26 protein-coding genes are annotated in these 22,540 nt (G+C 54.0%); 21 read left to right on the top strand and 5 right to left on the bottom strand.

Translation table 11 applies throughout. The features are described from left to right. The first annotated feature begins 328 nt into the window (after window positions 1–328). From PMI17_RS02310 to PMI17_RS02265, 10 genes are read left to right on the top strand one after another with little or no spacing between them, the layout of a single operon-like run. Window positions 329–664 carry an RAQPRD family integrative conjugative element protein gene (locus PMI17_RS02310; RefSeq protein ID WP_007885649.1) on the top strand — a complete coding sequence of 112 codons (336 nt, stop codon included), beginning with the start codon at window positions 329–331 and terminating at the stop codon, window positions 662–664. After that, window positions 664–906: a TIGR03758 family integrating conjugative element protein gene (locus PMI17_RS02305; RefSeq protein ID WP_007885647.1), complete on the top strand. Its 243-nt coding sequence runs from the start codon at window positions 664–666 to the stop codon at window positions 904–906. Before PMI17_RS02310 ends, PMI17_RS02305 begins: the two co-directional genes overlap by 1 nt. Window positions 907–937: 31 nt before the next feature. After that, complete coding sequence (locus PMI17_RS02300; RefSeq protein WP_007885645.1) at window positions 938–1,339, top strand: TIGR03745 family integrating conjugative element membrane protein; 402 nt, start codon at window positions 938–940, stop codon at window positions 1,337–1,339. A gap of 13 nt (window positions 1,340–1,352) precedes the next feature. Continuing rightward, entirely contained in the window at window positions 1,353–1,718 is a 366-nt protein-coding gene (locus PMI17_RS02295; RefSeq protein WP_007885643.1) for a TIGR03750 family conjugal transfer protein, read from the top strand. Further along, window positions 1,715–2,371, top strand: a complete 657-nt coding sequence (locus tag PMI17_RS02290; RefSeq protein WP_007885641.1) for a PFL_4703 family integrating conjugative element protein — start codon at window positions 1,715–1,717, stop codon at window positions 2,369–2,371. Before PMI17_RS02295 ends, PMI17_RS02290 begins: the two co-directional genes overlap by 4 nt. After that, window positions 2,371–3,291, top strand: a complete 921-nt coding sequence (locus tag PMI17_RS02285) for a TIGR03749 family integrating conjugative element protein (RefSeq protein ID WP_036619972.1) — start codon at window positions 2,371–2,373, stop codon at window positions 3,289–3,291. Before PMI17_RS02290 ends, PMI17_RS02285 begins: the two co-directional genes overlap by 1 nt. Beyond that, complete coding sequence (locus PMI17_RS02280) at window positions 3,281–4,816, top strand: TIGR03752 family integrating conjugative element protein (RefSeq protein WP_007885637.1); 1,536 nt, start codon at window positions 3,281–3,283, stop codon at window positions 4,814–4,816. Before PMI17_RS02285 ends, PMI17_RS02280 begins: the two co-directional genes overlap by 11 nt. A gap of 11 nt (window positions 4,817–4,827) precedes the next feature. After that, a complete protein-coding gene (locus tag PMI17_RS02275) occupies window positions 4,828–5,244 on the top strand; it encodes a TIGR03751 family conjugal transfer lipoprotein (protein WP_007885635.1) in 417 nt (138 codons plus the stop codon). Then, window positions 5,244–8,105: a conjugative transfer ATPase gene (locus PMI17_RS02270; RefSeq protein ID WP_007885633.1), complete on the top strand. Its 2,862-nt coding sequence runs from the start codon at window positions 5,244–5,246 to the stop codon at window positions 8,103–8,105. Before PMI17_RS02275 ends, PMI17_RS02270 begins: the two co-directional genes overlap by 1 nt. After that, on the top strand, window positions 8,102–8,497 hold the full coding sequence (locus PMI17_RS02265; RefSeq protein ID WP_007885632.1) for a hypothetical protein: 396 nt from the start codon (window positions 8,102–8,104) through the stop codon (window positions 8,495–8,497). The genes PMI17_RS02270 and PMI17_RS02265 overlap by 4 nt, the downstream gene beginning before the upstream one ends. A gap of 154 nt (window positions 8,498–8,651) precedes the next feature. Here PMI17_RS02265 and PMI17_RS02260 read toward each other — a convergent pair whose 3' ends face one another. After that, window positions 8,652–9,539: a LysR family transcriptional regulator gene (locus PMI17_RS02260; RefSeq protein WP_007885630.1), complete on the bottom strand. Its 888-nt coding sequence runs from the start codon at window positions 9,537–9,539 to the stop codon at window positions 8,652–8,654. 103 nt (window positions 9,540–9,642) lie between these two features. Here PMI17_RS02260 and PMI17_RS02255 point away from each other — a divergent pair, with 103 nt between their 5' ends. Both PMI17_RS02255 and PMI17_RS02250 read left to right on the top strand, forming a co-directional pair. Next, entirely contained in the window at window positions 9,643–10,026 is a 384-nt protein-coding gene (locus PMI17_RS02255; RefSeq protein ID WP_007885628.1) for a DoxX family protein, read from the top strand. Then, window positions 10,023–11,057: an LLM class flavin-dependent oxidoreductase gene (locus PMI17_RS02250; RefSeq protein WP_202948687.1), complete on the top strand. Its 1,035-nt coding sequence runs from the start codon at window positions 10,023–10,025 to the stop codon at window positions 11,055–11,057. Before PMI17_RS02255 ends, PMI17_RS02250 begins: the two co-directional genes overlap by 4 nt. Before the next feature lie 248 nt (window positions 11,058–11,305). Here PMI17_RS02250 and PMI17_RS02245 read toward each other — a convergent pair whose 3' ends face one another. Then, on the bottom strand, window positions 11,306–12,052 hold the full coding sequence (locus PMI17_RS02245) for an SDR family oxidoreductase (RefSeq protein ID WP_007885624.1): 747 nt from the start codon (window positions 12,050–12,052) through the stop codon (window positions 11,306–11,308). 103 nt (window positions 12,053–12,155) lie between these two features. Here PMI17_RS02245 and PMI17_RS02240 point away from each other — a divergent pair, with 103 nt between their 5' ends. The 6 genes from PMI17_RS02240 (at window position 12,156) to PMI17_RS02215 (ending at window position 17,539) form a co-directional block, all read left to right on the top strand. Further along, a complete protein-coding gene (locus tag PMI17_RS02240; protein WP_036619968.1) occupies window positions 12,156–12,554 on the top strand; it encodes a helix-turn-helix domain-containing protein in 399 nt (132 codons plus the stop codon). 264 nt (window positions 12,555–12,818) lie between these two features. Beyond that, window positions 12,819–13,214, top strand: coding sequence for a TIGR03757 family integrating conjugative element protein (locus PMI17_RS02235; protein WP_007885615.1), 396 nt, complete (start codon window positions 12,819–12,821; stop codon window positions 13,212–13,214). After that, on the top strand, window positions 13,211–14,188 hold the full coding sequence (locus tag PMI17_RS02230; protein ID WP_007885614.1) for a TIGR03756 family integrating conjugative element protein: 978 nt from the start codon (window positions 13,211–13,213) through the stop codon (window positions 14,186–14,188). Before PMI17_RS02235 ends, PMI17_RS02230 begins: the two co-directional genes overlap by 4 nt. Window positions 14,189–14,196: 8 nt before the next feature. Then, the gene (locus PMI17_RS02225) at window positions 14,197–15,651 is read left to right on the top strand and encodes an integrating conjugative element protein (protein ID WP_007885613.1); all 1,455 of its coding nucleotides are present in this window, start codon (window positions 14,197–14,199) and stop codon (window positions 15,649–15,651) included. Then, on the top strand, window positions 15,651–16,031 hold the full coding sequence (locus PMI17_RS02220) for a hypothetical protein (RefSeq protein WP_007885612.1): 381 nt from the start codon (window positions 15,651–15,653) through the stop codon (window positions 16,029–16,031). Before PMI17_RS02225 ends, PMI17_RS02220 begins: the two co-directional genes overlap by 1 nt. After that, window positions 16,031–17,539 (top strand): conjugal transfer protein TraG N-terminal domain-containing protein, encoded by a 1,509-nt coding sequence (locus PMI17_RS02215; protein ID WP_007885611.1) that lies wholly within the window; start codon window positions 16,031–16,033, stop codon window positions 17,537–17,539. The genes PMI17_RS02220 and PMI17_RS02215 overlap by 1 nt, the downstream gene beginning before the upstream one ends. A gap of 27 nt (window positions 17,540–17,566) precedes the next feature. Here PMI17_RS02215 and PMI17_RS02210 read toward each other — a convergent pair whose 3' ends face one another. Together PMI17_RS02210 and PMI17_RS02200 are read right to left on the bottom strand one after the other, a co-directional pair. After that, window positions 17,567–17,974, bottom strand: coding sequence for a hypothetical protein (locus tag PMI17_RS02210; RefSeq protein WP_036619964.1), 408 nt, complete (start codon window positions 17,972–17,974; stop codon window positions 17,567–17,569). A 796-nt stretch (window positions 17,975–18,770) separates the two neighbouring features. Next, window positions 18,771–19,070 carry a hypothetical protein gene (locus tag PMI17_RS02200; protein ID WP_007885607.1) on the bottom strand — a complete coding sequence of 100 codons (300 nt, stop codon included), beginning with the start codon at window positions 19,068–19,070 and terminating at the stop codon, window positions 18,771–18,773. A gap of 343 nt (window positions 19,071–19,413) precedes the next feature. Here PMI17_RS02200 and PMI17_RS02195 point away from each other — a divergent pair, with 343 nt between their 5' ends. Next, window positions 19,414–20,061, top strand: coding sequence for an RES family NAD+ phosphorylase (locus PMI17_RS02195; protein WP_007885605.1), 648 nt, complete (start codon window positions 19,414–19,416; stop codon window positions 20,059–20,061). A gap of 33 nt (window positions 20,062–20,094) precedes the next feature. Here the strand turns inward: PMI17_RS02195 and PMI17_RS02190 are convergent, their stop codons facing one another. Then, complete coding sequence (locus PMI17_RS02190) at window positions 20,095–20,763, bottom strand: hypothetical protein (protein ID WP_007885602.1); 669 nt, start codon at window positions 20,761–20,763, stop codon at window positions 20,095–20,097. Between the two features lie 372 nt (window positions 20,764–21,135). Between PMI17_RS02190 and PMI17_RS02185 the strand changes: the two genes are divergently transcribed. Together PMI17_RS02185 and PMI17_RS02180 are read left to right on the top strand one after the other, a co-directional pair. Beyond that, window positions 21,136–21,393, top strand: coding sequence for a hypothetical protein (locus tag PMI17_RS02185; protein ID WP_007885601.1), 258 nt, complete (start codon window positions 21,136–21,138; stop codon window positions 21,391–21,393). Window positions 21,394–21,489: 96 nt separating this feature from the next. Next, window positions 21,490–22,470, top strand: a complete 981-nt coding sequence (locus tag PMI17_RS02180; protein WP_007885599.1) for a LacI family DNA-binding transcriptional regulator — start codon at window positions 21,490–21,492, stop codon at window positions 22,468–22,470. The last annotated feature ends 70 nt before the right edge of the window (window positions 22,471–22,540 follow it).

Below are 22,540 nucleotides of genomic sequence, written 5' to 3'. Positions count from 1 at the left end.
TTTTACTCATCATTCAATATTAGTCGGCGAAACCGCAGATTAAATTCTGCGTTCGGGGAATTAATTTAATGTCTTACGCTTGTTTCCCCATATCAGAGCTGGACGGAGGCACCTGAAACTTGTTTTCAGATGACGGCCGTCAGCAGGCAAGGCGCATAGCGCCGCGTCAGAGTACCTATTTAGTTACAACAAACACTAAGATCTGAATCAACTTCCTCCGGCATTCGCGCTGCTTTCTAAATTTTTATTTTCCCAAAAAGAGTTAACGGCTGAACCCGGCAGCCAGATTTCGCATGCTTACCACACTCAACAACCACTGGAGGTGCATATGAAATCTCTTCGTCCGGCAACACAACTTCTGTTATGCGGCGGTGTGCTGGGCCTGACCTTTCTCGCGTCCTTTCCGGCGTCTGCATCTGAGAAAGACGAGCTGGCATCCGCTCAGCGAATGATCGTCCAGGTTCAGGCTTCGCTGGAAAGGGCGCGGGTTGCCGCAGCACAGGCTGATCCGTCGGAGCGTGGCCGCTACTTCTTCGACTACCAGCGGGCAAACGGCGATTTGAAGACCATCAGCGCCGGTATTGACCGCTATCTGGAACCCACGCGTGCCCAGCCCCGCGATTTGTCTGGCGTGGCTGGAAATTATCGCCGGGAGCGTCCCTGATGGCGATGACCGCTGCACAGGAAGCTGCCTTTAAGGCGGGTTCCGGAAATGTGGAACCCAATCTGCTGCACCTGCTCTGTCTCGGGCTGCTGATCGGCTTCCTCTTCTTCTGGGCAGCATGGGCAATCGTGGATGTCTACTCAGGCTGGACAAATCAGCGTCTGAAGGAGGCCGCGATGGGCAGAGCCGTAGTCCGCTCAGTCTTATTGTTAGTCGTAAGTATCTGGATGTTTTGCAGTTAACCCTAAACCAACTCTTATTGAAGGTGAAATCATGTCTAAATTCGTATCTGCAGTAACACGCGTGGCCGCTCAAGCTCAGACTAAAGCTAAATCAGCCTGGGCCCGTATCCTGACGGCTGGCCTGCTGAGTGCTCTGGCTGCTAAGCCAGCTCTTGCCGATCTGCCTACGGTTGAAGGTCCTTCGTCCAGCGGAACGGGGACCGGCCTGATGGGAACACTCAGCGGGCATTTACAGGATGGTCTGGTTCTCGGCGGCCTGGTCGTGTGTGGGTTTGCATTCTTCAAAGTCGCAGAAGCCAGCCTGGTAACGTTTGGTGAAGTCCGCAACGATCGCGCCACCTGGACAAAGTTCGGCTCCATCGTTGTTGTTGGTGTGGTCATGCTGGTAGCGGTTATCTGGCTTCTGGGTAAATCAGCAGAAATCATCGCATAAGGAAAACATTCCGATGGCGACCATCAGATTTTTACCGGATCGCCTGAACGCTGAGCCCGTTGTATTCCGGGGGTTTAACACCCCCGAGTTAGGGCTGGCGGCGCTGATTGGCTCTGTATCCGGTTTCGTGCTTTCGCTGCCCTTCGCATTACTTTTTGGCTGGCTTGCCATCCCTACCGGGACTCTGCTTTTCCCTCTTGTATTGATTGCGTTCGGCGGCAAATGGCTTGCCAGCAAAAAACGCGGAAAACCGGAGACATTCCTCTGGCAGCAGTTTGATTTAAAAAAGCGCCGCATGGGGCTGGGCGATCCCAGATTAATCATTGACTCGCAGGGCTGGTCCCTGCGACGCAGCAAAACCCTCAGGAGTACCAGATGAGTCGTTTTCGCCACGCGGTTAAGGGCCGCGATCAGCATATTTTCACCCTGCGGGCGGCCTGTGTCGTATTGCTGCTGTTACTGATTACCGCTATGGGGGGCTGGATGCGGGCACCTGAAAAGCTGACCATCCATAACCCGCCTGATTTGCGTAAGGGCAGCACGCGCCCGTGGTGGGAAATCCCGCCTCCGACCGTGTACGGCTTTACGTATTACATTTTCCAGCAGCTAAACGCCTGGCCCAAAAACGGCAAAGTGGACTATCCCGCACGCATTCAGTCGCTTTCAGCTTACCTGACGCCACAGTGCAAGGCGTTTCTTGAGGAGGATTCAAAGGTTCGCGGTGAAAAAAACGAGTTAACCGACCGTGTGCGCGTCGTTTACGAAATTCCCGGACGCGGTTATTCAGGTGACAGCGTGAAGGTCATCGATCGCGACAACTGGGTGGTGAAACTCGATCTTGTTGCCGACGAATACTACCTCACCGAGCCGGTTAAGCGCGCGATGGTGCGCTATCCGCTAAAAGTCGTGCGCTGGGACGGCGACTCTGAATCTAATCCGTTTGGCATGGCGCTGGACTGCTATGAAGGCATCCCGCAGCGTCTTTCCGCCGCGCCTGAACAGCCGAAACCAGTAAGAAAGGGGATGTTCTGATGTTGAATCCATCTTTTACCTCAGGATCGCGTGCATGCCTTATGGCGCTGTCACTGTCCCTGCTGCCGGTGGCAGCGATGCTTTCCGCGCCGGCGCATGCGGACGAGCTGATGAAATGGGAGCGCGTGCCGCTGCAAATTCCCCTCAAAACGGGTCAGGAACGCGTGATTTTCGTTGATAAAAACGTGCGCGTGGGTTTCCCGCCGGCACTAAATGGAAAATTGCGCGTACAGAGCACCGGCGGCGCGGTCTATCTCAAAGCCAACAGTGATTTTCCTCAGACTCGCCTGCAGCTGCAGGACATGGAAAGCGGTGAGGTTATTCTGCTGGACGTCCGTACGACGGCCACCGCGTCAGCCGAACCGGTTAAAATCGTTTACAGCGGTGACGTCAGCACCCTCAGCCGTGCAGCCGCCGGCACCGGAGAGAAAGCCGCCAGCGACAGCAGCAGCACGCAGGCGAAGCGTAAAAAAGTCAGCTATAAGGCTCCCGTTCCGGTACTGCTGACGCGCTACGCAGCCCAGAATCTGTATGCACCGGTGCGCACCGTTGAAGCCGTGCCGGGCATTCATCCCGTTAATCCGCACCTGCCATCACGCATTACGACGTTGTACCCCTCGGCTCCCGTGACCGTGTCACCGGTAGCCGGCTGGGGCGTGGCCGGTCGCACCGTCATCGCGCTGAGGATACGCAACAGCTCATCACAGAAGGTTGTGCTCGATCCGCGTGAACTGCAGGGCCAGTTTGTCACGGCCACCTTTCAGCACCGCTGGGTGGGTGCCGCCGGCACGCCGGAGGACACCACCACGCTGTACCTGGTCACCGCCGGTCGTCCTGATGACGCTTTTGTACGTGAGCCATCCGTAACCCATAAGGCTGCTACCCGCCCGGCCCAGAAGGTGATCCGCTATGAAAATTAAGTCAAACGGACTGGTTAAAGTGCTGGTTCCGGCCATTCTGGTTGGCGGCGGATTCATTGCGGTGAAAAGTTATAACAGTAAGCCGCAGGAGCCCGCCACGCAGGCTGCACATGCACAGACAGACGACGCGCTGAAAAACCTGTCTCCACAGGAGCTCAAAGCGCTCGGCATCGAGGGCGACACGCCGCAGGATACGCTGAAAACCATCGTGGGCTCGCTAAACGCCGTTCGTCAGCAGCAGGATTCTCTTAACAAGCAGAATGCCAGACTGCTGGATGAAAATGAAAAGTTACGTGAGCGCAATACCAACGTTTCCGGCCAGGTTAATGAAGCGGTTCAGGGCGTGGAGAAAAGCTATCACGAGCGTGAAAGCCAGATGCGCCAGCAGCAGAACGTCCTGACGTCAAAAATCAACGAGCTGACGAATAAACTGCAGAATGCCGGTAAGGGTATTGCAGACAAGGCAAAAGGCACTGACAGCGATATCCCGCTGGGTCTGGGTCTCGACGGCATGGGTGCCGGCGGTGGTAATGCCCCGGCCTCCGGCAGCGATGGCCTGATGTGGGTCACGCCGCAGGACAGCCCCTCGACGTCCCCGGCGCAGAAAAATGGCGCGTCAAACAGCAGCGCCGGCGGTTCACAGTTCCCGACGTCGTTTCTCAGTGAAAACGCGCTGACGAAGCAAAAAGGCAGCTATGAACAGCAGGTAAAGGGCTCAACCGCTGAAAAAGGCGCGGAAGAGGAGGCCGAACCGGTGTATACGCTGCCGGAGAACTCCACGCTGATTGGCAGCCGCGCCATGACGGCACTGCTCGGCCGCGTGCCGATCAACGGCACCGTAACCGACCCCTATCCCTTTAAGGTACTCATTGGTAAGGACAACCTGACGGCCAACGGCATCGAGCTGCCGGACGTCGAGGGTGCGATCGTCTCCGGCACCGCCTCAGGCGACTGGACCCTGTCCTGCGTGCGTGGTCAGGTCAACAGCGTCACCTTTGTGTTCACTGACGGCACCGTACGGACTCTGCCGAAGCCGGACCGCAGCGGCAAAGGCGGCAATAACAGCAACCAGAACGGCGGTAAAGAGACCGGCACCAGTGGCGGCATCGGATGGATTTCTGATGAAAACGGGATCCCCTGCATCTCCGGCACGCGCAAGTCTAATGCCTCAAGCTATCTGCCAACGATCGGACTGCTGGGTGCAGCCGGCGCGGCGGGAGACGCCATCGGCCAGAACCAGACGACAAGCCAGACCAACGCCTATGGCGGCGTGACCTCCACGCTTACCGGCGACGCCGGGCAGGCCGTTCTGGGCAAGGCGATTTCAGGCAGTTCTGACGAAATCACCGAGTGGGTCAAACAGCGTTACGGACAGACTTTTGACGCTATCTACGTACAGCCGGGTGCAAAACTTGCCGTACACATCACCCGCGAGCTGGCGATCGATTACGAAGATAAGGGCCGCCGTGTGCGTTACGACTTTACCCTGCCAGGCGAAGACGGCAGCACCGGCGGACTGGACTGAGGAGAATGACCATGAGTATTACTGCAAAATTCGGGGTTTTCATGATTATTGCAGCCAGCACGCTTGCCGGCTGCTCAACAAACAAAGATGAAATGCTGCCGCCGGGCAACAGCAACATGCTGGAGCTGTGGAAAGGCACCGACGGTGAATCAGGCGTTTCGCGCGGCAGTGAAGCCCGCAGCACGCTGCGCCGTGGCCTTTCTGACAGTGAGCAACAGGCCGCACTGAGCGATGATCGCAGCTACAGCCGCACGCAGGAATCCGAAATCAGCCAGCAGTTCCCGCGACTGCCTAATCCTGACATGGTGATGTACGTGTTCCCTCATCTCGTCCAGGGAAACACCCCCGTGCCCGGTTACAGCACCGTTTTCCCCTTCTATGACCAGACGCAGTACGCCATGCCTGGCGAACGTACGGAGGCGCTGTAATGTTCGGACTCTTTAAAGGGAAATCTCCAGAAAAAAACCGCCACTTATCTGACGTTTCTGAGCAGGCCGGCCCGGAGCCCATTGTCCGTCCCGGTAAAATGTCACAGGCCGATGAAAAACGCGTTTACTCGCATAATCCGTCCATCGTTGATTATCTGCCGTGGGCAGAGTTTCTGGATGAGGAGCAGTGCCTGCTGCTTGATGATGGTATCTCAGTGGGTGCCGTCTATGAAGTGACGCCGGCGGCGACCGAAGGCCGACCTGACGAGCGACTGGAGCAGATCCGCGACGTAGTGGAAGATGCGCTGCAGGACAGCTTTGACGACCTGGCGAGCAATCCGTGGATCGTTCAGTTCTACTGTCAGGATGAAAATAACGTCGATGCCTACCTTGACCGCCTGCGCGGCTACGTCAGGCCGCACGCGCAGGGCAGCGAGTTTACCGAGGCGTGGCTTAAGGAAACCGAACAGCATATGCGCGGGATTGCGCGTCCTGAAGGTCTGTTTGAAGACAAGCTGATCACCGGCCAGCCATGGCGCGGGCAGCAGCGACGCACGCGCATGGTTATCTACCGCTGGGCGACAAAAAACAGCGTTGATTTGATGTCACCCATCGGCATGCTGAATCAGGCGTGTGAGCGCCTCTGCAGCGCCTTTTCCAGCGTCAACATCTACTGCACGCGCCAGAATGGCCTGCAGGTTCACGCCTGGCTGCTGCGGATGTTCAATCCTGCGCCCGAGGGCATGAATAAAGAAGCGTTTTACCGCGCAGCGGCCTATGAAGACAGCCGGGACACGCCTGCAGGCATGATACCCGTAGAGAATGATTTCGCCGAAACCCTGCTGTTCACGCCGCCACGTTCTGACGTTGAAAACGGCGTGTGGTGGCTGGATAACGTTGCCCATTCAGCCATTTCCGTGGAGCGCCTGCGTAAACCCCCTGAGCCCGGCACGCTCACCGGCGAAAAGAGCCGGGGTGAAAAGAAAATTAACGCGCTGATGGACACGTTCCCCGAAGGCACCATGCTATGCATGACGGTTGTCGCAGAGCCGCAGGACACGCTGGAAGAGAAGTTTAACCGCCTGGCGAAAAACGCCATCGGCGAGAATACCGAGTCGGGTCGCGTCCGTCAGGACGTCGCGGCGGTCAAGGAGCTGCTGGGAAACCGCCACAAACTTTATCGCGCCGCCATCACCTTTGTGCTCCGGGCAAAAGACATGCCCGAAATGAACCGTAAGCGCATCGAGCTCAGCACCGTACTCCTGAACGAAGGGCTGCAGCCGGTGCGCGCTGAACATGAAACCGGCCCGCTTAACACCTGGCTGCGAGCGCTGCCTATGTGCTTTAACCCGCAGCACGACAAAAAAAACTGGTATACCCGCCTGACGTGGGTTCAGCACCTTGCCGGGCTGCTGCCCGTCACCGGCCGCGAAACCGGGACCGGTAACGCCGGATTCAGCTTTTTTAACCGTGGCGGCGATGTGCTGGATTTTGATCCCCTGAACAAGGATGACCGCTCTCAGAACGCGCACATGCTGCTGTTCGGACCGACCGGCGCAGGTAAATCCGCCACGCTCTGCTCGATGCTCTGTCAGCTGATGGCTGTTCACCGTCCGCGTCTGTTCATCGCAGAGGCCGGTAACAGTTTCGGGCTGACCGCTGACTACTTTGAAAGTCTGGGCCTTACGGTTAACAAGGTCAGCGTCAAACCCGGCAGCGGCGTATCGCTGCCCCCCTTCGCTGATGCGCATAAGCTGTTTGACGGCGACGCGCCCGCCCCGGCAATTGATGAGAGTGAACTGCCGGACATTGAAGACGACCCGGATGATGATGAGAACGGTAAGCGCGACATTCTGGGCGAGATGGAAATTTCTGCCCGAATGATGATCACCGGCGGCGACCCGAAAGAAGACGCCGCGCTGAAACGTGCCGACCGCGCCATGATCCGCGAAGCGCTGATTATGGCCGCGCGTAAAACTCTGGATGAAGGCCGCCAGATGCTGCCGGGTGACCTGCAGAATGCGCTAAACGCCATTTCACTGGAGACTGAAAGCGGCAACGGGCAGGTGCGTAACGAAACCCGCCGGGCGAAAGCGGCTGAAATGGCGGAATCCCTGGGCATGTTTACGCAGCAGGGGAGCTTTGAGGCTGAGCTCTTTAATCAGGAAGGTTCTCTGTGGCCGGAGGCTGACGTTACGCTGATTGACCTGGCGCACCTTGCCCGTGAGGGGTACGAGGCGCAGATGGCGCTAACGATGGTGTCGCTGACCAACACCATCAACAACATTGCCGAACGGGACCAGTACCTTGAGCGCGATATTGTTTTTACCGTGGATGAAGCCCACGTTGTAACGGTTAACCCACTTCTCGCCCCCTATATGACCAAAGTGGTTAAAATGTGGCGTAAGCTTGGCGCATGGCTATGGCTTGCCACGCAGAACCTTGAGGATTACCCGAACGCCGCTGGCAAGATGCTGAATATGGCGGAATGGTGGATCTGCCTGACGATGCCGAAAAAAGAGGTGGAGGATATTGCCCGCTTCCGGACGCTTTCAGAAGAGCAAAAAGCCGTGCTGCTTTCCGCCAGTAAGCTGTCGCGGTGCTATACCGAAGGCGTGGTGCTCTCGAAGAAAATTGAAGCGCTGTTTCGCGCTGTTCCGCCCAGCCTTTACCTCGCGCTCGGGATGACGGAGAAAGAAGAGAAGGCCGAGCGTAAAGCACTGATGCGTAAACATAACTGTTCTGAGCTGGATGCTGCTATTCTCGTAGCGAAAAAACTGGATCGTCTGCGTGGATTGATGACGGAATATGTGGCCGGGATGCCCGAACACAATGATAAGAGAGAGATGCTGACCGCATGATTAAGCTCAAGTATGCGCAACCTCTGACCCATCGCCCTGCGCCGGACGAAACGCCAACCCCAGCTATGTTTAGCCTGCATCCGCAGGGGGAGCCCGCGATGACGGCAACGACCGCAGAGCGACTGACCGCAATGGAGAACGCGCTGAGGTCAAGGCTGCAACCGCCGGTAACGATCACCTGTAACCCGCATCGTATCGGTAAGAGCAGCTGCGTGTCGGTTCATCTTGAGGACAGCAGAGGCAAGCGTGCGGACGTTCTGCTGACACAGGAAGGCCGCGCCGGACTCCCGCTGGATAACGAATTTGACTCGCCGCGCTGGCACGTTAACGTACCTGACGCAGCTGATATGGTTTTCCTGACGCTTTGGATCAACAATATTTTTCCTGACTGAGATCAAAGTCAGCATTTAACCGGCCCTATGGCCGGTTTTTTTACGCTTAATGACCGAGAAATCGTCTGTAACAATGTCCGCCATGAGCGATCAGCGGACATCAAACCCAGCTGATGCGAATTCAATCTGTAAAAAATTTGAACGGTTCATAATTTTAACTACACAATTTTTCGAGAAGCCAGCGAGCAGCTTTTCCTGGAGGTCGCGCAGGGTGCCATACCACGAACATTGGCATCACTGCCCAGTCCAGACTGACATTACTAATGTTTAGCTCTACCAGATCACCACTCGCCACGTCATTTTCAACATACTCAAGGGGCATAGCTCCCCATCCCAGCCCCTCTTTCAGAAGAATGCGCTTTGCATTCAGATCCGACACATTCCAGGTCATTGACGAAATAACGCCGAAGTCTCGTCCATGTGAGATGGTTGAGCGCTCGGAAAGCACGATTTGGCGATGCTCGGCCAATTGTTCCAGCGTGAGATTGGACGCCAGTGCGGCCAGCGGATGAGATGGAGATACGCAAGCCGCCATCGGTATCCCTGCAAAGGCTTCTGAAACCAGTTCCGGATATTCCTTTGATAATGGCCCGGTGATGGCAAAGACAGCGCTACCTGCAATAACCGGATGAAGTGCTGCCCCAAGTGTTTCGATAGATAACGATAAGCGCGTATCTGGGTAAATTTTCTCAAATTCCCGCAAGGCTCCAGTTACGGACTGCAGTGGTACCATCACATCTAGCACCACAACAATTTCCGCTTCCACGCCCTGCGACATACTTTTTGCCCTGCCTTTAAAAATATCGACCTCCGCCAGAATATTTTTTGCAGGGCTCAGCAGCGCGAGCCCTGCTGAAGTGATGACGGGATAACGTCCTGTGCGGTCAAACAGCCTTACACCCAGTCGCATTTCCATCGTGGCAAGCGTATGGCTTACCACGGACTGTGCACGCCCAAGTTGTCGCCCGGCTGCCGAAAAACTTCTGTTTTCGGCAGCGGCCACAAACGTACGTATTTGATCGAGACTAAGGCCATCAAGCATTTCATATATCTGTTTAATTGGTACATCACATCAAGTTATATCGTCTTCTCAGCTGGCTGCAAGCGAGGAATAATCCTAAGCAACTTTTGATGAGGAGCAAAATATGGATTTCACAACGTCTGCAACACGCTTAAGCGCCAGAAAAGTTTTCCGATGGACGCTGCAAATTCTGGTTGGCCTAGCCTTTATCGCGGCAGCTGCAGCTAAGATTTTTTCTGCGCCACCGATGGTTGAAGTGTTCGACCGTATTGGCTTTGGACAGTGGTTTCGTTATGTGGTCGCGGTGATTGAACTGACGGGAGGGATATTACTGATACTGCCCCGACGGGCGCTTTTTGGCGCGCTTATCCTGTCTATCACTATGTTGGGCGCATTGCTCACGCACGCACTGATTATTGGAGGACAATGGCAACCCGCTGCGGGGCTTTTCGTGCTGAGCCTTCTGCTGGTCTGGCTTAATGCCCTAAAGCAGGAAGGTGAAAAGTGAGCGCGGTCATGGAGCTTGGTATCGATAGTTTCGCTTCGGTAATTGCAGGTTCACGACCTGCAGTTCCCGCAGTCCAGCGTGTCGCACATCTGCTTGAGGAGTCGGAGGTAGCCGACCGGGCGGGACTGGATGTGTTTGGGTTGGGGGAGCATCACCGGCAGGAGTTTATTGAGTCCGCCCCCGCCGTTTTGTTAGGGGCCATTGCAGCAAGAACCCGATCTATTCGCCTGCAGAGTTCAGTAACGGTGCTGGGTGCAGCCGATCCCGTCCGGGTTTTTCAGGACTATGCAACCATTGACCTAATCGCAGATGGCCGCGCAGAGATTGTTGCCGGGCGCGGATCTTCAACTGAAGCCTATCCGCTGTTTGGCTACGACATCGCAGACCGGGATGGGTTATTTTATGAGAAATTAAATTTGCTTTTAAAGCTTCGTGAAGAGAGTCATCCTCACTGGCAGGGGCGATTCCGCGCACCTCTTCACGGATATGGTATTTATCCTCGCCCGGTCCAGCCCTCATTACCTGTGTGGCTCGGCGTTGGCGGAACCCCCGCATCATTTGCACGCGCCGGTCATCTAGGTATCCCATTAATGGTCGCCATTATCGGCGGTCCGTTTGCACGATTCCGCACCCTGGTTGACCTTTATAGGGCTGAATCCACGATATCAGGCGTTCCGGCTGGAGAGCAAAAGGTTGGCGTACATGCGATAGGTTTTGTGGCCGACACGGACAAGGCTGCTCGCGACGCTTTTTATCCCGGATGGAGCGATTTATGGAGCCAGCTCGGGCCGGAACGTGGCTGGTCGGCTCCATCCAGAGAGAAATTTGATGCACTGTGTGATGGCGATGGACCTTACATCATTGGCAATCCACATACTGTCGCGAGCAAACTATGCAGGCTGTCGGCTGCTCTCGGAGGGGTTAATCGCGTAAATTTTCAGATGAGTTCAGCAGCAGGTGATCACGAAGCAATGCTTAATTCCATCGCTTTACTGGGTGAAAAGGTTAAACCGCTGCTACGCGTCTCATGAATTATAAAGAGTGAAGATCTGGCTCGCGTTTTTCTTTGAATTATATATTCCCACTGAATCACTTAGAAGTGTAACTCTCAGGGCTCGAATGACTATATCTGGCACACAGCGGACACTAAAATGCAAGTTAGTCCGCTGGTGCTAAACACAGACGTAATCTCTTCGCTGCCGCGTAGCGTTGTTATAAAGTTAAACCTAATGGAAAGGCAATATGCCATTCGCTCAAGATAGGCTTTTGACTTTAATGATTAAGCATTGATAGTGGCGAAGGTAGAGGCGAAACGATCTTCTTTTTCCGCATTGCGTTGAAAGCTGACACGCTGGACCAGGATTTCATCCGGCACTTCATCCTGGGACAGAATCGCGATGACTTCTTTAGTGAATGCCTCAAGCGACAGCGCATTTTCCCAAGTCGATTGACCCGGCGTCAATTCTGTTGCGACCAGCGGTGGGGCTATCTCATGCACCGCTACCGATGTGCCACGTAACTGATGACGTAACGACTGAGACCAGGAATGAATAGCCGCTTTTGTAGCGGAATAAACCGGGTTTTCTGCCCGTGGGACAAAAGCCAGACCTGATGACACTGTCACCAGGGCGGATTCAGGTCGACCCCGCAAATGGGGCAGCAGAGCGGCAGCCAGATGTATGGGGGCGATGAGATTGGTGGCAATGGTACGGTCAGCAACATCAGTATCGACAGCCTGAGCAGTGTAGTTCTCTGGTTCCATAATTCCGGCATTCAGGATCACCGCGTCCAGGTCGGGGTGCTCGGCCAGTAATGTTTCTGAAAAGGTGGCCACCGCACCGCTTTGCGTCACGTCCAGCACATAGCCTTCCATTTCAGGATTGTCACTCAGGACCTGAGAAAGCGTCGCTTCCTTGCGACCCGTAATAATCACTTTATTACCTTTCTCCTTAAGCGCTTCTGCCAGTGCCCGTCCAATACCAGAATTGCCGCCGGTAATAAGAATTTTTTTATTAACGAATATCATTGAAAACTCCTGATGTGATAGTGAGATTCAAGCATACTTAGGCTGGTTTCTGACAGAAAGTAGGCACCTGAAATATCTATACTTACTAAAAAGAGAGTGACTCGTGACACCAGATAATTTTCGTGATGCAAAAATCCATCCAGAATCGTCTCCTGAACTGGATCGGCTGGTGATGCAACTTATTGGTCGTATCGCAGATAAGTGGACCATGTTAGTGATAGAAATACTTACAGAAAAAGGAGAATTACGATTTGGTCAGCTTTCCCGCGCCTGCGATGGGATTAGCCAGAAAATGCTGACACAAACTTTGCGCGCGCTGGAAAGAGACGGCCTTGTCACCCGTATCGTTTATCCTGTAATCCCGCCAAAGGTTATTTATTCATTGACAGAATTGGGGCTGGGACTCAGTGAAGCATTTTGTGGCGTATGGATATGGGCGCAGGCGAACCATGAAAAGATCAATAATGCCAGAGCCGCCTATGATGCCAGTAATATGGGCTGAACAGATCAGTGCCTGCTAAATTGATGGACATGCAGTGTTTATTAATTTTTTCCAGCAACAAGGAAAAACGGGGGGCTTCCGCTTCTGGCACAAAGCTGCCCTTGTTGTTTAACTCCGTGATTGCGGTGGTGACAGGTTCAGCCACCGCTAACTGCAGCACTAACCCCTGCCTCAGTAATTTTCAACTTCGGAAAAAGAGTTTACTGCTGAAAGCCTGACCACGCGCTGCCACTCTGACGGCCTGTTACCGTAACGGAGACCGCTATGCAACTCAGGCTATTAGACTCACTTTTCCTGTTTATACCGTTTCAGCTTATGGCCGGCACCGTTGTGTATACCGATGCCGAACATCCCCCTCAGAATCTGACCGAAGAAAGCACTGTTGTATGGCTTGATGGCCCCGACCGCCTGCAGGACTCAATTTTCGGCCAGCTGGCTGCGGATCCACAGATCGCCGCTCAGCAGGCCCGCGAAATCATTCAGTCGCCGCAATGGCCCGGACAGCAGGAGCAGATTGCTCAGGCATACCGGCAGGTTGTGCATGCCTGGGAGATCGGTCTGCATAAGTTCCCCGCCGTCGTTTTCGATGATAGGGATGTGATTTATGGCACGGCCGACGTTGCCCGGGCTACCACGCTTCGCAGTCAGGGGGGTAAATGATACGTTTCTCCCCCGGAACACACTTCAGCGCCGCCGGTGTTGCCACCGTGCTGGTAGCAGCTGCGGCTCCGACCACGGTTTCTGCCATTGATACTGCCAGCATTATTGCCAGCGCCATCACCCAGGACTGCATCAGCTGGCGCGTCAGCGGCATCTGTTACTGGCTGATGTGCACGCCCTTTGGCTGTTCGGTGAAAACCTCCGTTAAGGTGACGCACTTCATTCCTGAAGTGGTGGTGTCCACCTACACCGGCCCGGGCGGGAATCCCTGGACAGAAATGGCGTTTATGAGCGGTGCGTCCGGTACGATCGACAACGCGCTGACCAGCGGTGCGCCAGTCGGCGGCGGTAACGCCGCCGATATCAAGACTCCTGGGCTGCGCAAGTCGAACATCAAATTCAAGTACGCCGATGCGATAGGCCACCCTGCCACCTCCGTCATTGGCGGCAGCATTGCCGGTTACTCGTGCGATACCGCCGCCACGCCATTTAATCCCTACTTTCTGAGCACGCTGGATTCACTTGTCTGGCGATCGGGATTGCCTGAATCGCTGTATCCCGAGGCGCTGGTTCCCGGCCAGCGCGAATTGGGCAGCCAGGTCAGCGCCAACATGTGGGGCAATATTTATCCCCGCTCCGGCTTCGTCAGCCAGACAGACGATGACAAAGCCTCCGCCGTGGTCGCGCAGCGGGTCGCCGACATTATCACCCGCTCCGGGCAGCCTCACGTTTATCAGGTACTGAAGGGCACGCACAAAGCCGGCTACTGGCCGCCCGGAGAGGTGAACGAAAACACGGGCACGGCGAATCATAAATGGCAGCGCCTGTCGCCCACGCTTTCCGCTTCCTGCGCCGTCTTCCCGGACGGCGCGTATCCCATTGCTCAGGACGGCAACGAAGCGTACGCGCTCTGGCAGCCCTACAGCTGCTGCAAGCGACGCGGCCAGACCTTCCTCTACTCAACTGACTTCTGAGAGGCACAATGTCACCAGTTAATTTCAAATCGGCTGCGCTTGCGCTGTGCATTGCGTCCGCGGCGGCATCTGTCCAGGCGGCAGACGATAATCAGTCCGGCGCATTCGGCATTTCACTTCCTTCCGTGAACAACAGCGCCATAGGCTACGGCAAGGACGTCAGCGGCGCGGTCTCTGACAAGCTTTACTATACGCTCGGCGGCGGCTCTGTCATTTCCCAGCCGGCAACGCGCAGCAGCATGCGTAAAATCGGTATGAGCGCAGGCTGGAGCAGCGATCTGATGTGCGGCAACTTCGATCTGAAAACAACCGTCGGTAATCAGCTCAACGGGGTAACAAACGGCTTTAAAAACCTCATGGGCGACGTGGTGCAGAACGCCACCGGTGCCGTCGCCAGCCTGCCGGCGATGATTATTCAGCGTGCCAATCCCGGCCTGTACGACATGCTCACAAACGGCGTGCTGCAGGCAAACGTCTCTTTTGATAAAGCACAGCTCAACTGCCAGAACATGTCAAAACGCATGATGGATTTTGCCGGTAACAACAAATGGACGCAGGGCGCGGTTATGGATGAGTACCGATCGCTTGTTAACAGCGGAGACGCTGATGCTGTACGCGTAAATAACTCAGCTGACAAGCTGCAGGGTAACTCAGGTCAGAACTGGATTGGCGGACAGAAACGGGGTGGTCAGGGGCAGCAGGCCATCCGGCCAACCCATGACTTAACGGCTGCAGGGTTCAACATGATGAACAGCCTGCCGGTGCTGAGCTCTGACTCAGTCAGCAGCAACAGTTGCAACGGGGGGGCCTGCGGAAAATATGCCAGCGCTGAAGAAGCGGCCAAAGCAGTGGTTCAGGTCGTTGGAGACAGCTCCCTGCGCACCTGCAGCGACGCATCTCAATGTACCAGCGGTGATGACGAACAGCAGCCGGGTGCCACTCAGGCCGGCACCGGCTTTGCGCCCATTCTGGAAGAGACCACCAAAGAGAATACTGAGCAGCTGGCCAAACTCGTCAATGGCACCGAACAGCCTAACGCGACGAACCTGGCAAAACTCAAAACCGGCAGTTTACCCATCACGGCAGGCGTCATCAGAGCACTGCAGAGAGATCCCGATAACGCGGCACTGACCGCCCGCCTCGCCGGCGAACTGGCGATGGCTGATACGGTTGAAACCGCGCTGATTATGCGCCGCATGATTGTGACCGGCATGTCTGAGCCTAACGCTGCCGCGCAGAATGCGGCCATCGAGGAAGGCGATCGTCGCGTTGCGGCCATCGACCGCGAGCTCACCGCATTACGCAACGAAATGGAGCTCAAGCGCGAGCTGTCCCGCAATTCCGTGCTCACCATTATCGATCGGGAAAACGGGCGCGTTAACAGTAATCCGCAGACGCAGAGCGATGACAGCACAGATAACCGTATTAACCGTCTGGCCGTGCCTGAAACGGAAAACAACTGATGAGAGCGCATCCTGTGAAAACTGATAACGGGGCGCAACGCGCCTCATTCTTCCGCCGGCATCCCGCGCTGTTTCGCGTGCTGTCTACTGCCGGCGCTCTGCTGGCATTCCTGCTGGCCGGGCTCATTGTCGCGGACCAGGCTATCAAAGATCTTGCTCAGGCCGCTGCATTTCATGACTGGATGGAGCATGCCCGCTATGGCTGGCTAGTATGGCGCCTGGCAGTTTATGGTGCGCTGGCGTGGGGATTTTTGAAAGTTTTCCGTGCACCGGGCTTCGGCCCGCAACACCGCCAGCCGCTTATTCGTATTGCGGCTGTCAGCGTCATTTTTGCCGTTGTCTGTGAACTGGTGCTGCTTGGCGGCACGGGAGCGTCCTGATGCTGACTAACAGCTACCTGGAATATTTCCTTACCCTGCTCGGCTGGGTGGTTAACAACGGACTCTGGAATATTCTCATCACAACCGGCCTGTTTGCCGCGCCTGTCGCTTTCCGGCTTATCGGCATCTGGCTGAAAGTACGTGAAGAAGGTGAAGATGAGGGTAATAAAGGTGCCCTGTCCATACCCCGCATGGAACATGCGATTTACAGCTCTTTTCTGGTGATGATTGCCTGTTGTATGCCGCTGATGAACGTCGATATGAGCACGATAAAATATGACACGTCGCGTGCGCAGAGCTGCGGGACGTGGACGCCAAAAGCGCCTGATGACACAGGATATTCACCGGTCATATCGAGCATTAACGATCAGACGGCTGCCGCGCCGGTCTGGTGGTATCTGATTCACAAGCTGGCAAAGGGCATTACGCAGGCGTCTGTTGCCACAATCCCCTGCCGTCCGGACATGCGTCAGCTCCGCTTTGAGGTTCAGCACACGCGGATTAACAACAAATCACTTGCCGAAGAGCTGCAGGACTTTACCAACGACTGCTATTCGCTCGCGCTGTATATGTGGAAGCGTCAGGATCAGGGGCAGACAAAAGACAAGGCCACGCTGCGTGATATTGAGTGGATAGGCAGCAAAACCTTCCTCAGTAATTATTACAGCAGCCTGCAATCGAAAACGCCCCGGGCTGAATTTGCATGGAGTGAAAGCCGCGACAGCGGAAGGCCGGATACGGGGCGGGGGGGCTACCCAACCTGCAGCGAGTGGTGGAATAAAGCTGATACCGGCCTGCAGTCGCGCGTCGTCGATCAGGCTGACCCGGGATTATGGACCCGTCTGTCGGCCGCTATGACCATGATTGGTGGCAATGCGGCTGACTATAAGGAGGCCATTATCCGTCGTCTTGTCAGCCCAGAGAGCCTGACCGTATCACAGGGGGGACACGTCTATGCCGGCTACGGAGGCAACGCCGATTTTACGCTTGATAACTCCGTTTCCCGTGTGGCCGCGATCGGCGGTACCGCGCTAGGCAGTCTGGCGGCGTTTCCTGCATTCGATGCCATGCGCCAGGCACTGCCAATGGTGCAGGCTGTATTGCTCATGGCTGTTGTAGTGATTCTGCCGCTTATTCTGGCGTTTTCAGCCTATGAAATTAAGACCGTCATTACGCTCACGTTCGTGCTCTTTGCGCTGAACTTTCTGACGTTCTGGTGGGAGCTGGCACGTTGGCTGGATAGCTGGCTAATGACGGCGCTATATAGCTCTGACACGCACAGCAGCTTTAACATGGCGGGCTTTCAGAACAGTTCCGATGACCTGATTATGAACTTTGTTATGGCGACGATGTTTCTTGTACTGCCTGCCGTATGGATGGGGGCACTGTCATGGGCGGGTATTAGAATAGGCAGCACATTAGACGGAGCATTTAAAAGCGGAACCTCTCAGGTACAAAAGAGTGGGGGAGAGGCAGTTGAGAAGGCTAAAGGGGCAATGAAAATCTAGTTAAAACGACGGTTAGCTTAGCATCGGCTAATCGTCGTCATCTCTATCTAACCTCGAAGCAGTAACCGTAATGTCGTCAGGACCGCTATAGAAACCATCTCCGTCATTTCCACTTCTGAATTGCCCGCCTTCAGCACAGGAACTATTAGATGATGTAGCTTCCATATCATCTAATGCATTTAGCTGAATGTGGCGAACCATATAAACAAAAGCAGCAGCAATGATGATTATGGTGCCGAGTGCAAATCCAGCAACTATAACCAGCGTCAGAAGCACGAGAACAAAAAAGGGCACAACTGATTTCCCTAATGATGCCGGTATCTTTTTCCTGGCTGCCCAGGCAGCAAAGCGATTATCAGCATCATGGTAGACACGAGATAAACGCTTCCAGACAGATGCAGCTTTCGTTCCGCGAGCATATGCGGTTGAATTCATACGCACCTCAATTGAATTTGCCTTAATCTGACAATACCGAAAGTTAATCAGAATTGCACATTGAGTACAAATACCAGCTTGTAGTTACAACACACATAATTACTTCTATTAATACCCACACCGAGCCGAACCTGAAACCCCGCGTCCCTCTCCACCAGGACTCGCGCTGTACCTGAACCCCGGTTGCCCCCACTGACTAGCCGCCGCCGCCCGGCCCGAAGGGCCGGATCAGTGGAGGCTGATAAATGGATGCTGTAACTACTTAGTTCTTCGTTGCTGTGAGAATTGCCGCGGGGTGTTTCTTCCGTCTGCGACCGTCTGACTTCCGTGCGCCTGAAAGGCCGCTGCTTAAACGGCAGTCGGGCAGGAGTATGTTCTGACAAACTGAGAATGTGTGCCAGATAATGCCTGTAAGCACGGTCCGCTTCTATTTTAAGAGAAGTGACCTCTGAACCGGTGGCACCTGCGCATCATGTAAGACCTTTCAGTTCAGTTTCTTGCCCTGCAAAGCTGTTTGCCGGTTTCATTGCATTACAACACAACCATGACTTCAGATCTTGGAACCGTAAGTGACAGCATAGGCGAGAGACACAAGCGCCATTACCTGGTTGTAGGAATAGTATTTAACCTCTGCATCCAATAGGCCTTTGTAAAAAAAGAACCGCTCGTCGAGTACATCAGCAAATGCGGGATTGCCATCAGGGAAATAGCGGAATTCGATATGTCTTTCCTGCATGGCGGGCTGATGATTATAGATACGTCTCTGCTGCTCCTGTTCAGGCCTGCCCAGCTTCGCTCAGCGCAGGAAATCTTTGAACGGCTGTATACTTTCTTGCAGGTTGCTTTTATCGAAATGAGGTGTGCCTGCAATGATGATAAAGTGATCGGACTCATCTGTAATGAGACCATAGGTGCCGTTGAGATTTTTAGTCAGGATGACCTGTTTAGTGGATTTAGTCAGCTCATGTTTTGTGTCGTCATAAATCGCAGCCTTTACGCCAGAGTCGTAAAATTTGCTGCCTATAAGCGTACTGCAACCCGACAATGCCAGGGCTGCAAGTCCCAGAGAAAGTGTTTTCAGACTTGCGATGTTCATCTTGATACCAGCCAATTAAAATGCTGTCATCGATACCCTTTTAGGAACCTTTAGTTTTTTGAGTGAAAATAATGCTGCTCTCAGCCTTCTATAGCCAGCAAGATATTTAATTACGCAAAGGCTCTTTTTTCATGTTCCTGCAGTGGTAATCATTTAAAGAAGTGTTGATTTGAGTCCAATGGAAAGTGCTGAAAACTATCTTGCATAGCCAGGTATTTGCGATCCTCATAATGAGTGGAGCACCGCTTTTAGCCCTACGGCATAACAGGCTCCTGCCCCCCCTTTAAGTGCATGAAGCGTGATACAATAGCTATCAGAGCTAAACCCAACCAGCGACTTGATTATGTTTTCTATTCAGGAAGATACATCGCACCTGTCTCTGCAGGATTCAGAAGCGCTTAGAAAAATCGACGCGCTTTCAGATTTAACGATCGCTTCCTGCAGCATTTTCCTGCCAGCCGGCACGCGTATGGTACGTCTGCAGGAAGGTGCACACGGTGGAAGCAGTGTCTTTTTTAACCATGACGGACGTGATACCCGCTACGGTCTTGTCGACGGTAAAAATGGCACGATGTACACTGCGCCCTCGCCAAAAACAGCGATGAAAGAAGTGTTCCAGAAACGTAAGGGCATGACGGAGTCGGATCTCGAACGGTATTTCATTGCTGATATAGTCATGCTGACAGGGGTACAGCTCCTACAAACGTCCCAGTTAGTAATAAAGACAAGCATAACGGTTCACGATCTTACAACCGGGTCACGGCTGGTGACTCAGTTGCTTGCCAGGAGGGCCTGTGATGCAGGCCTGAACGGCATAGAGTTTATGTCTAATGTTGCTCAGCAGACTTGCTATGCACTGTGGCACAGTGATCCTGCAGGCAAAGAAATGGCCATCACGCAGGACCAGATTCGCCTTAGCGATTTTATTTATGAAGGTACAGAAGCAGCCGACATACTCACATTCGAGCTGGGTATACCGGTAGAAGAGTAAGGTGGGTTAGGGGGAAACATCCCCCTTTTGTTATCAGGCAGCGTCCTGCTTTCCGTACAAACGAGCTAGTCGGTAGATCTCCGCCATCAGATCGGCGTCCGGTTTTTCATTCAGCAGTCCGGCAATCGTGTAGGTTCGTCCCGCAGGTTTCAGGCCATTAAGCGGTGTGTTACGTTCTTCCATAAAGAATGAGTACTGCATCCTGTCACTGACATCCTGTAGCAGTGCCAGCAGCTGTGGTAACTCTCTGAGCACGCCGTCTTCAGAGTTATCCGCGTCGCCGGTGAACTGGAAAACCGGATAGCAGAATTCGCCATCGATATTTAGCGCCAGCAGCTTGTGAGCATCTTTCTTCGCTTTAATCGTAACCTTGGAAAATCCCAATAATTTTGCAGTTTCAGCAGAGGTATATAACCCGCCATCCTGCTCAACAGTAGACAGGAACATCGCCTTACTGACCTGACGTCGTAACAATTTTTTCTTCTCAGGCGTCATCGCTTTCAGTGCGCGATGGTGCAGAGATTGGACGATCGCCTCAATGGCAAAGAGGGAATCAGTCATTCCCATACTCTGCTGGCTAACCGGGGTTACCCCGGAACTCATATCTTCCGCGAGCTCTTCTGCGAAGTTTTTCAGGCGAAGCGCTGCAGCCTGATTATTCGGGTATTTCTGTACGTGGCGTTTTTCCTGAACGTTGTTCATGAGAAACCTCCTTAACGATTTAACTGACCTTATAATAGATTAAATCGTTAATCTGAGCAAGATTCGTGCACCTGTCTGACTGTGAACAGCTAAAAACGGATTATGTATTCTCAGGCCCCGGTAATACTGGCGCGTCCGTAACCTAGAGGAGCAGAACACACTGCTATTCAAATCGGTATCCGATCGCCTCAATCTCAACTTGTCAGGCTCTTAAAAATATGTTGAGGGAGGGCACGAATGTTCCTATTCACTAATCAGTGTTTCATAGTGCAATCAACATGGTGCACCAGCGTGGCTGATTGATTTATGGAAGAATCGGTTTTTTTATGATTACGCTTTCTGCTTCAGATAAATGGAAATTTTAGGTGGTTTATGGTTCGTAGAAAAGTAATTAACGCTCTGAACGCTTCCGATTCACGAATCGAATTGCTGAAGTGCTACCTGCGCGAGTCAGAAATTATTCTGCGTGCGCTGGAAGAACAGAAAACCACGGCAAGGGAAACGTTGCTGCACGAGAAGCGACTGAGCGAGGCCCGGAGAGAGCACCTGCAGCTGCAGGATGAACTTAGTCTGGCCACTGAAAAACATAACATACTCATCCGTCAGAAAAAGGTCATGCAGCCTGCCTGACCAGGTGCACCGCCAGCATTTCTGAAAAAAGTTGTAGCCCTGAGGTGAGTTTTCCCTGTGTAATCAGTGCAGGCGAATCGGCAGGGTGGACAACGGATGACAGAAAAAGGGAAAAGCTGGGTAAAGGCAGAAGACGTGGCGCGGCTTGCGGGAGTTTCTCGTTCTGCCGTGTCCAGGACCTTCACGCCCGGAGCATCTGTTGCGGAGAAAACCCGCGCTAAAGTAATTCGTGCCGCCGAACAACTGGGCTACCAGGTCAATATCATTGCCCGTACCATGAATACCGGCAGCAGCAACTTTATTGGCATCGTGACCGCCGGGTTTGATAACCCATTTCGCAGCAAGCTGCTTTCCCCTCTGGTCCACCAGCTCGCTTTGCACGGCTTTATGCCGCTGTTGATGAATGCCGACGATCCCGAACAGCTTGCACCTTCACTGAGGCAACTTCTCAGCTATCACGTTGCGGGCGTCATCATCACTTCTGGAGCACCACCACTTTCACTAGCTGAAGAGTATCTGGCGCGCAAAATCCCGGTTACGCTGATTAACCGCCACGCTGAACTGCCAGGCTGCGATCGTGTGGCCAGTGACAATGCCCAGGGCATGCAGCTTATGGCCGATTATTGTCGACAACTAGGCTGGAAAAAAATCGGCTTCATCGGTGAACATATTACCAATTTCAGCACAGAGCAACGCTACAAGGCACTGATGGCCTCTGCTCCAGACCTTACCGTCGAATCACGTTTTATTCCCGGGGGCGGCTATGATGCAGGCCGGGCAGCGGCACAGGAACTTAATGGGTGTCAGGTGCTGCTGTGTGCCACAGACATGCTGGCATTAGGCGCAATGGACGGACTGCGTTCGTTAAATTCCGGGGCCTCTTTACCCGCGGTCATAGGGTTTGATGATATTCCACAGGCCAGCTGGGACCCATACCACCTCACCACCGTGCAGCAGGATACGGATGCTCTGGCGCGGCAAGCGGTTGATTTGCTGGTTACTCGTATAGCGCAATTTGATCTCCCCTCTCGCCAGCGCGCCGTGCCGGTGAAATTAATCGTTCGTCGTAGCGCATAATGGAAGATTAATTTTATGTGGATTTGCTCACAGATTAATCTTCACAATCAAGCCAGACTTCTTTCTGCCC

The sequence above is a fragment of the Pantoea sp. GM01 genome (genome assembly GCF_000282675.1).
Lineage (GTDB): Bacteria > Pseudomonadota > Gammaproteobacteria > Enterobacterales > Enterobacteriaceae > Pantoea > Pantoea nemavictus.
The sequence above is the reverse complement of the archived record's forward strand: the minus strand, read 5'-3'. Positions and strand labels throughout refer to the sequence as shown.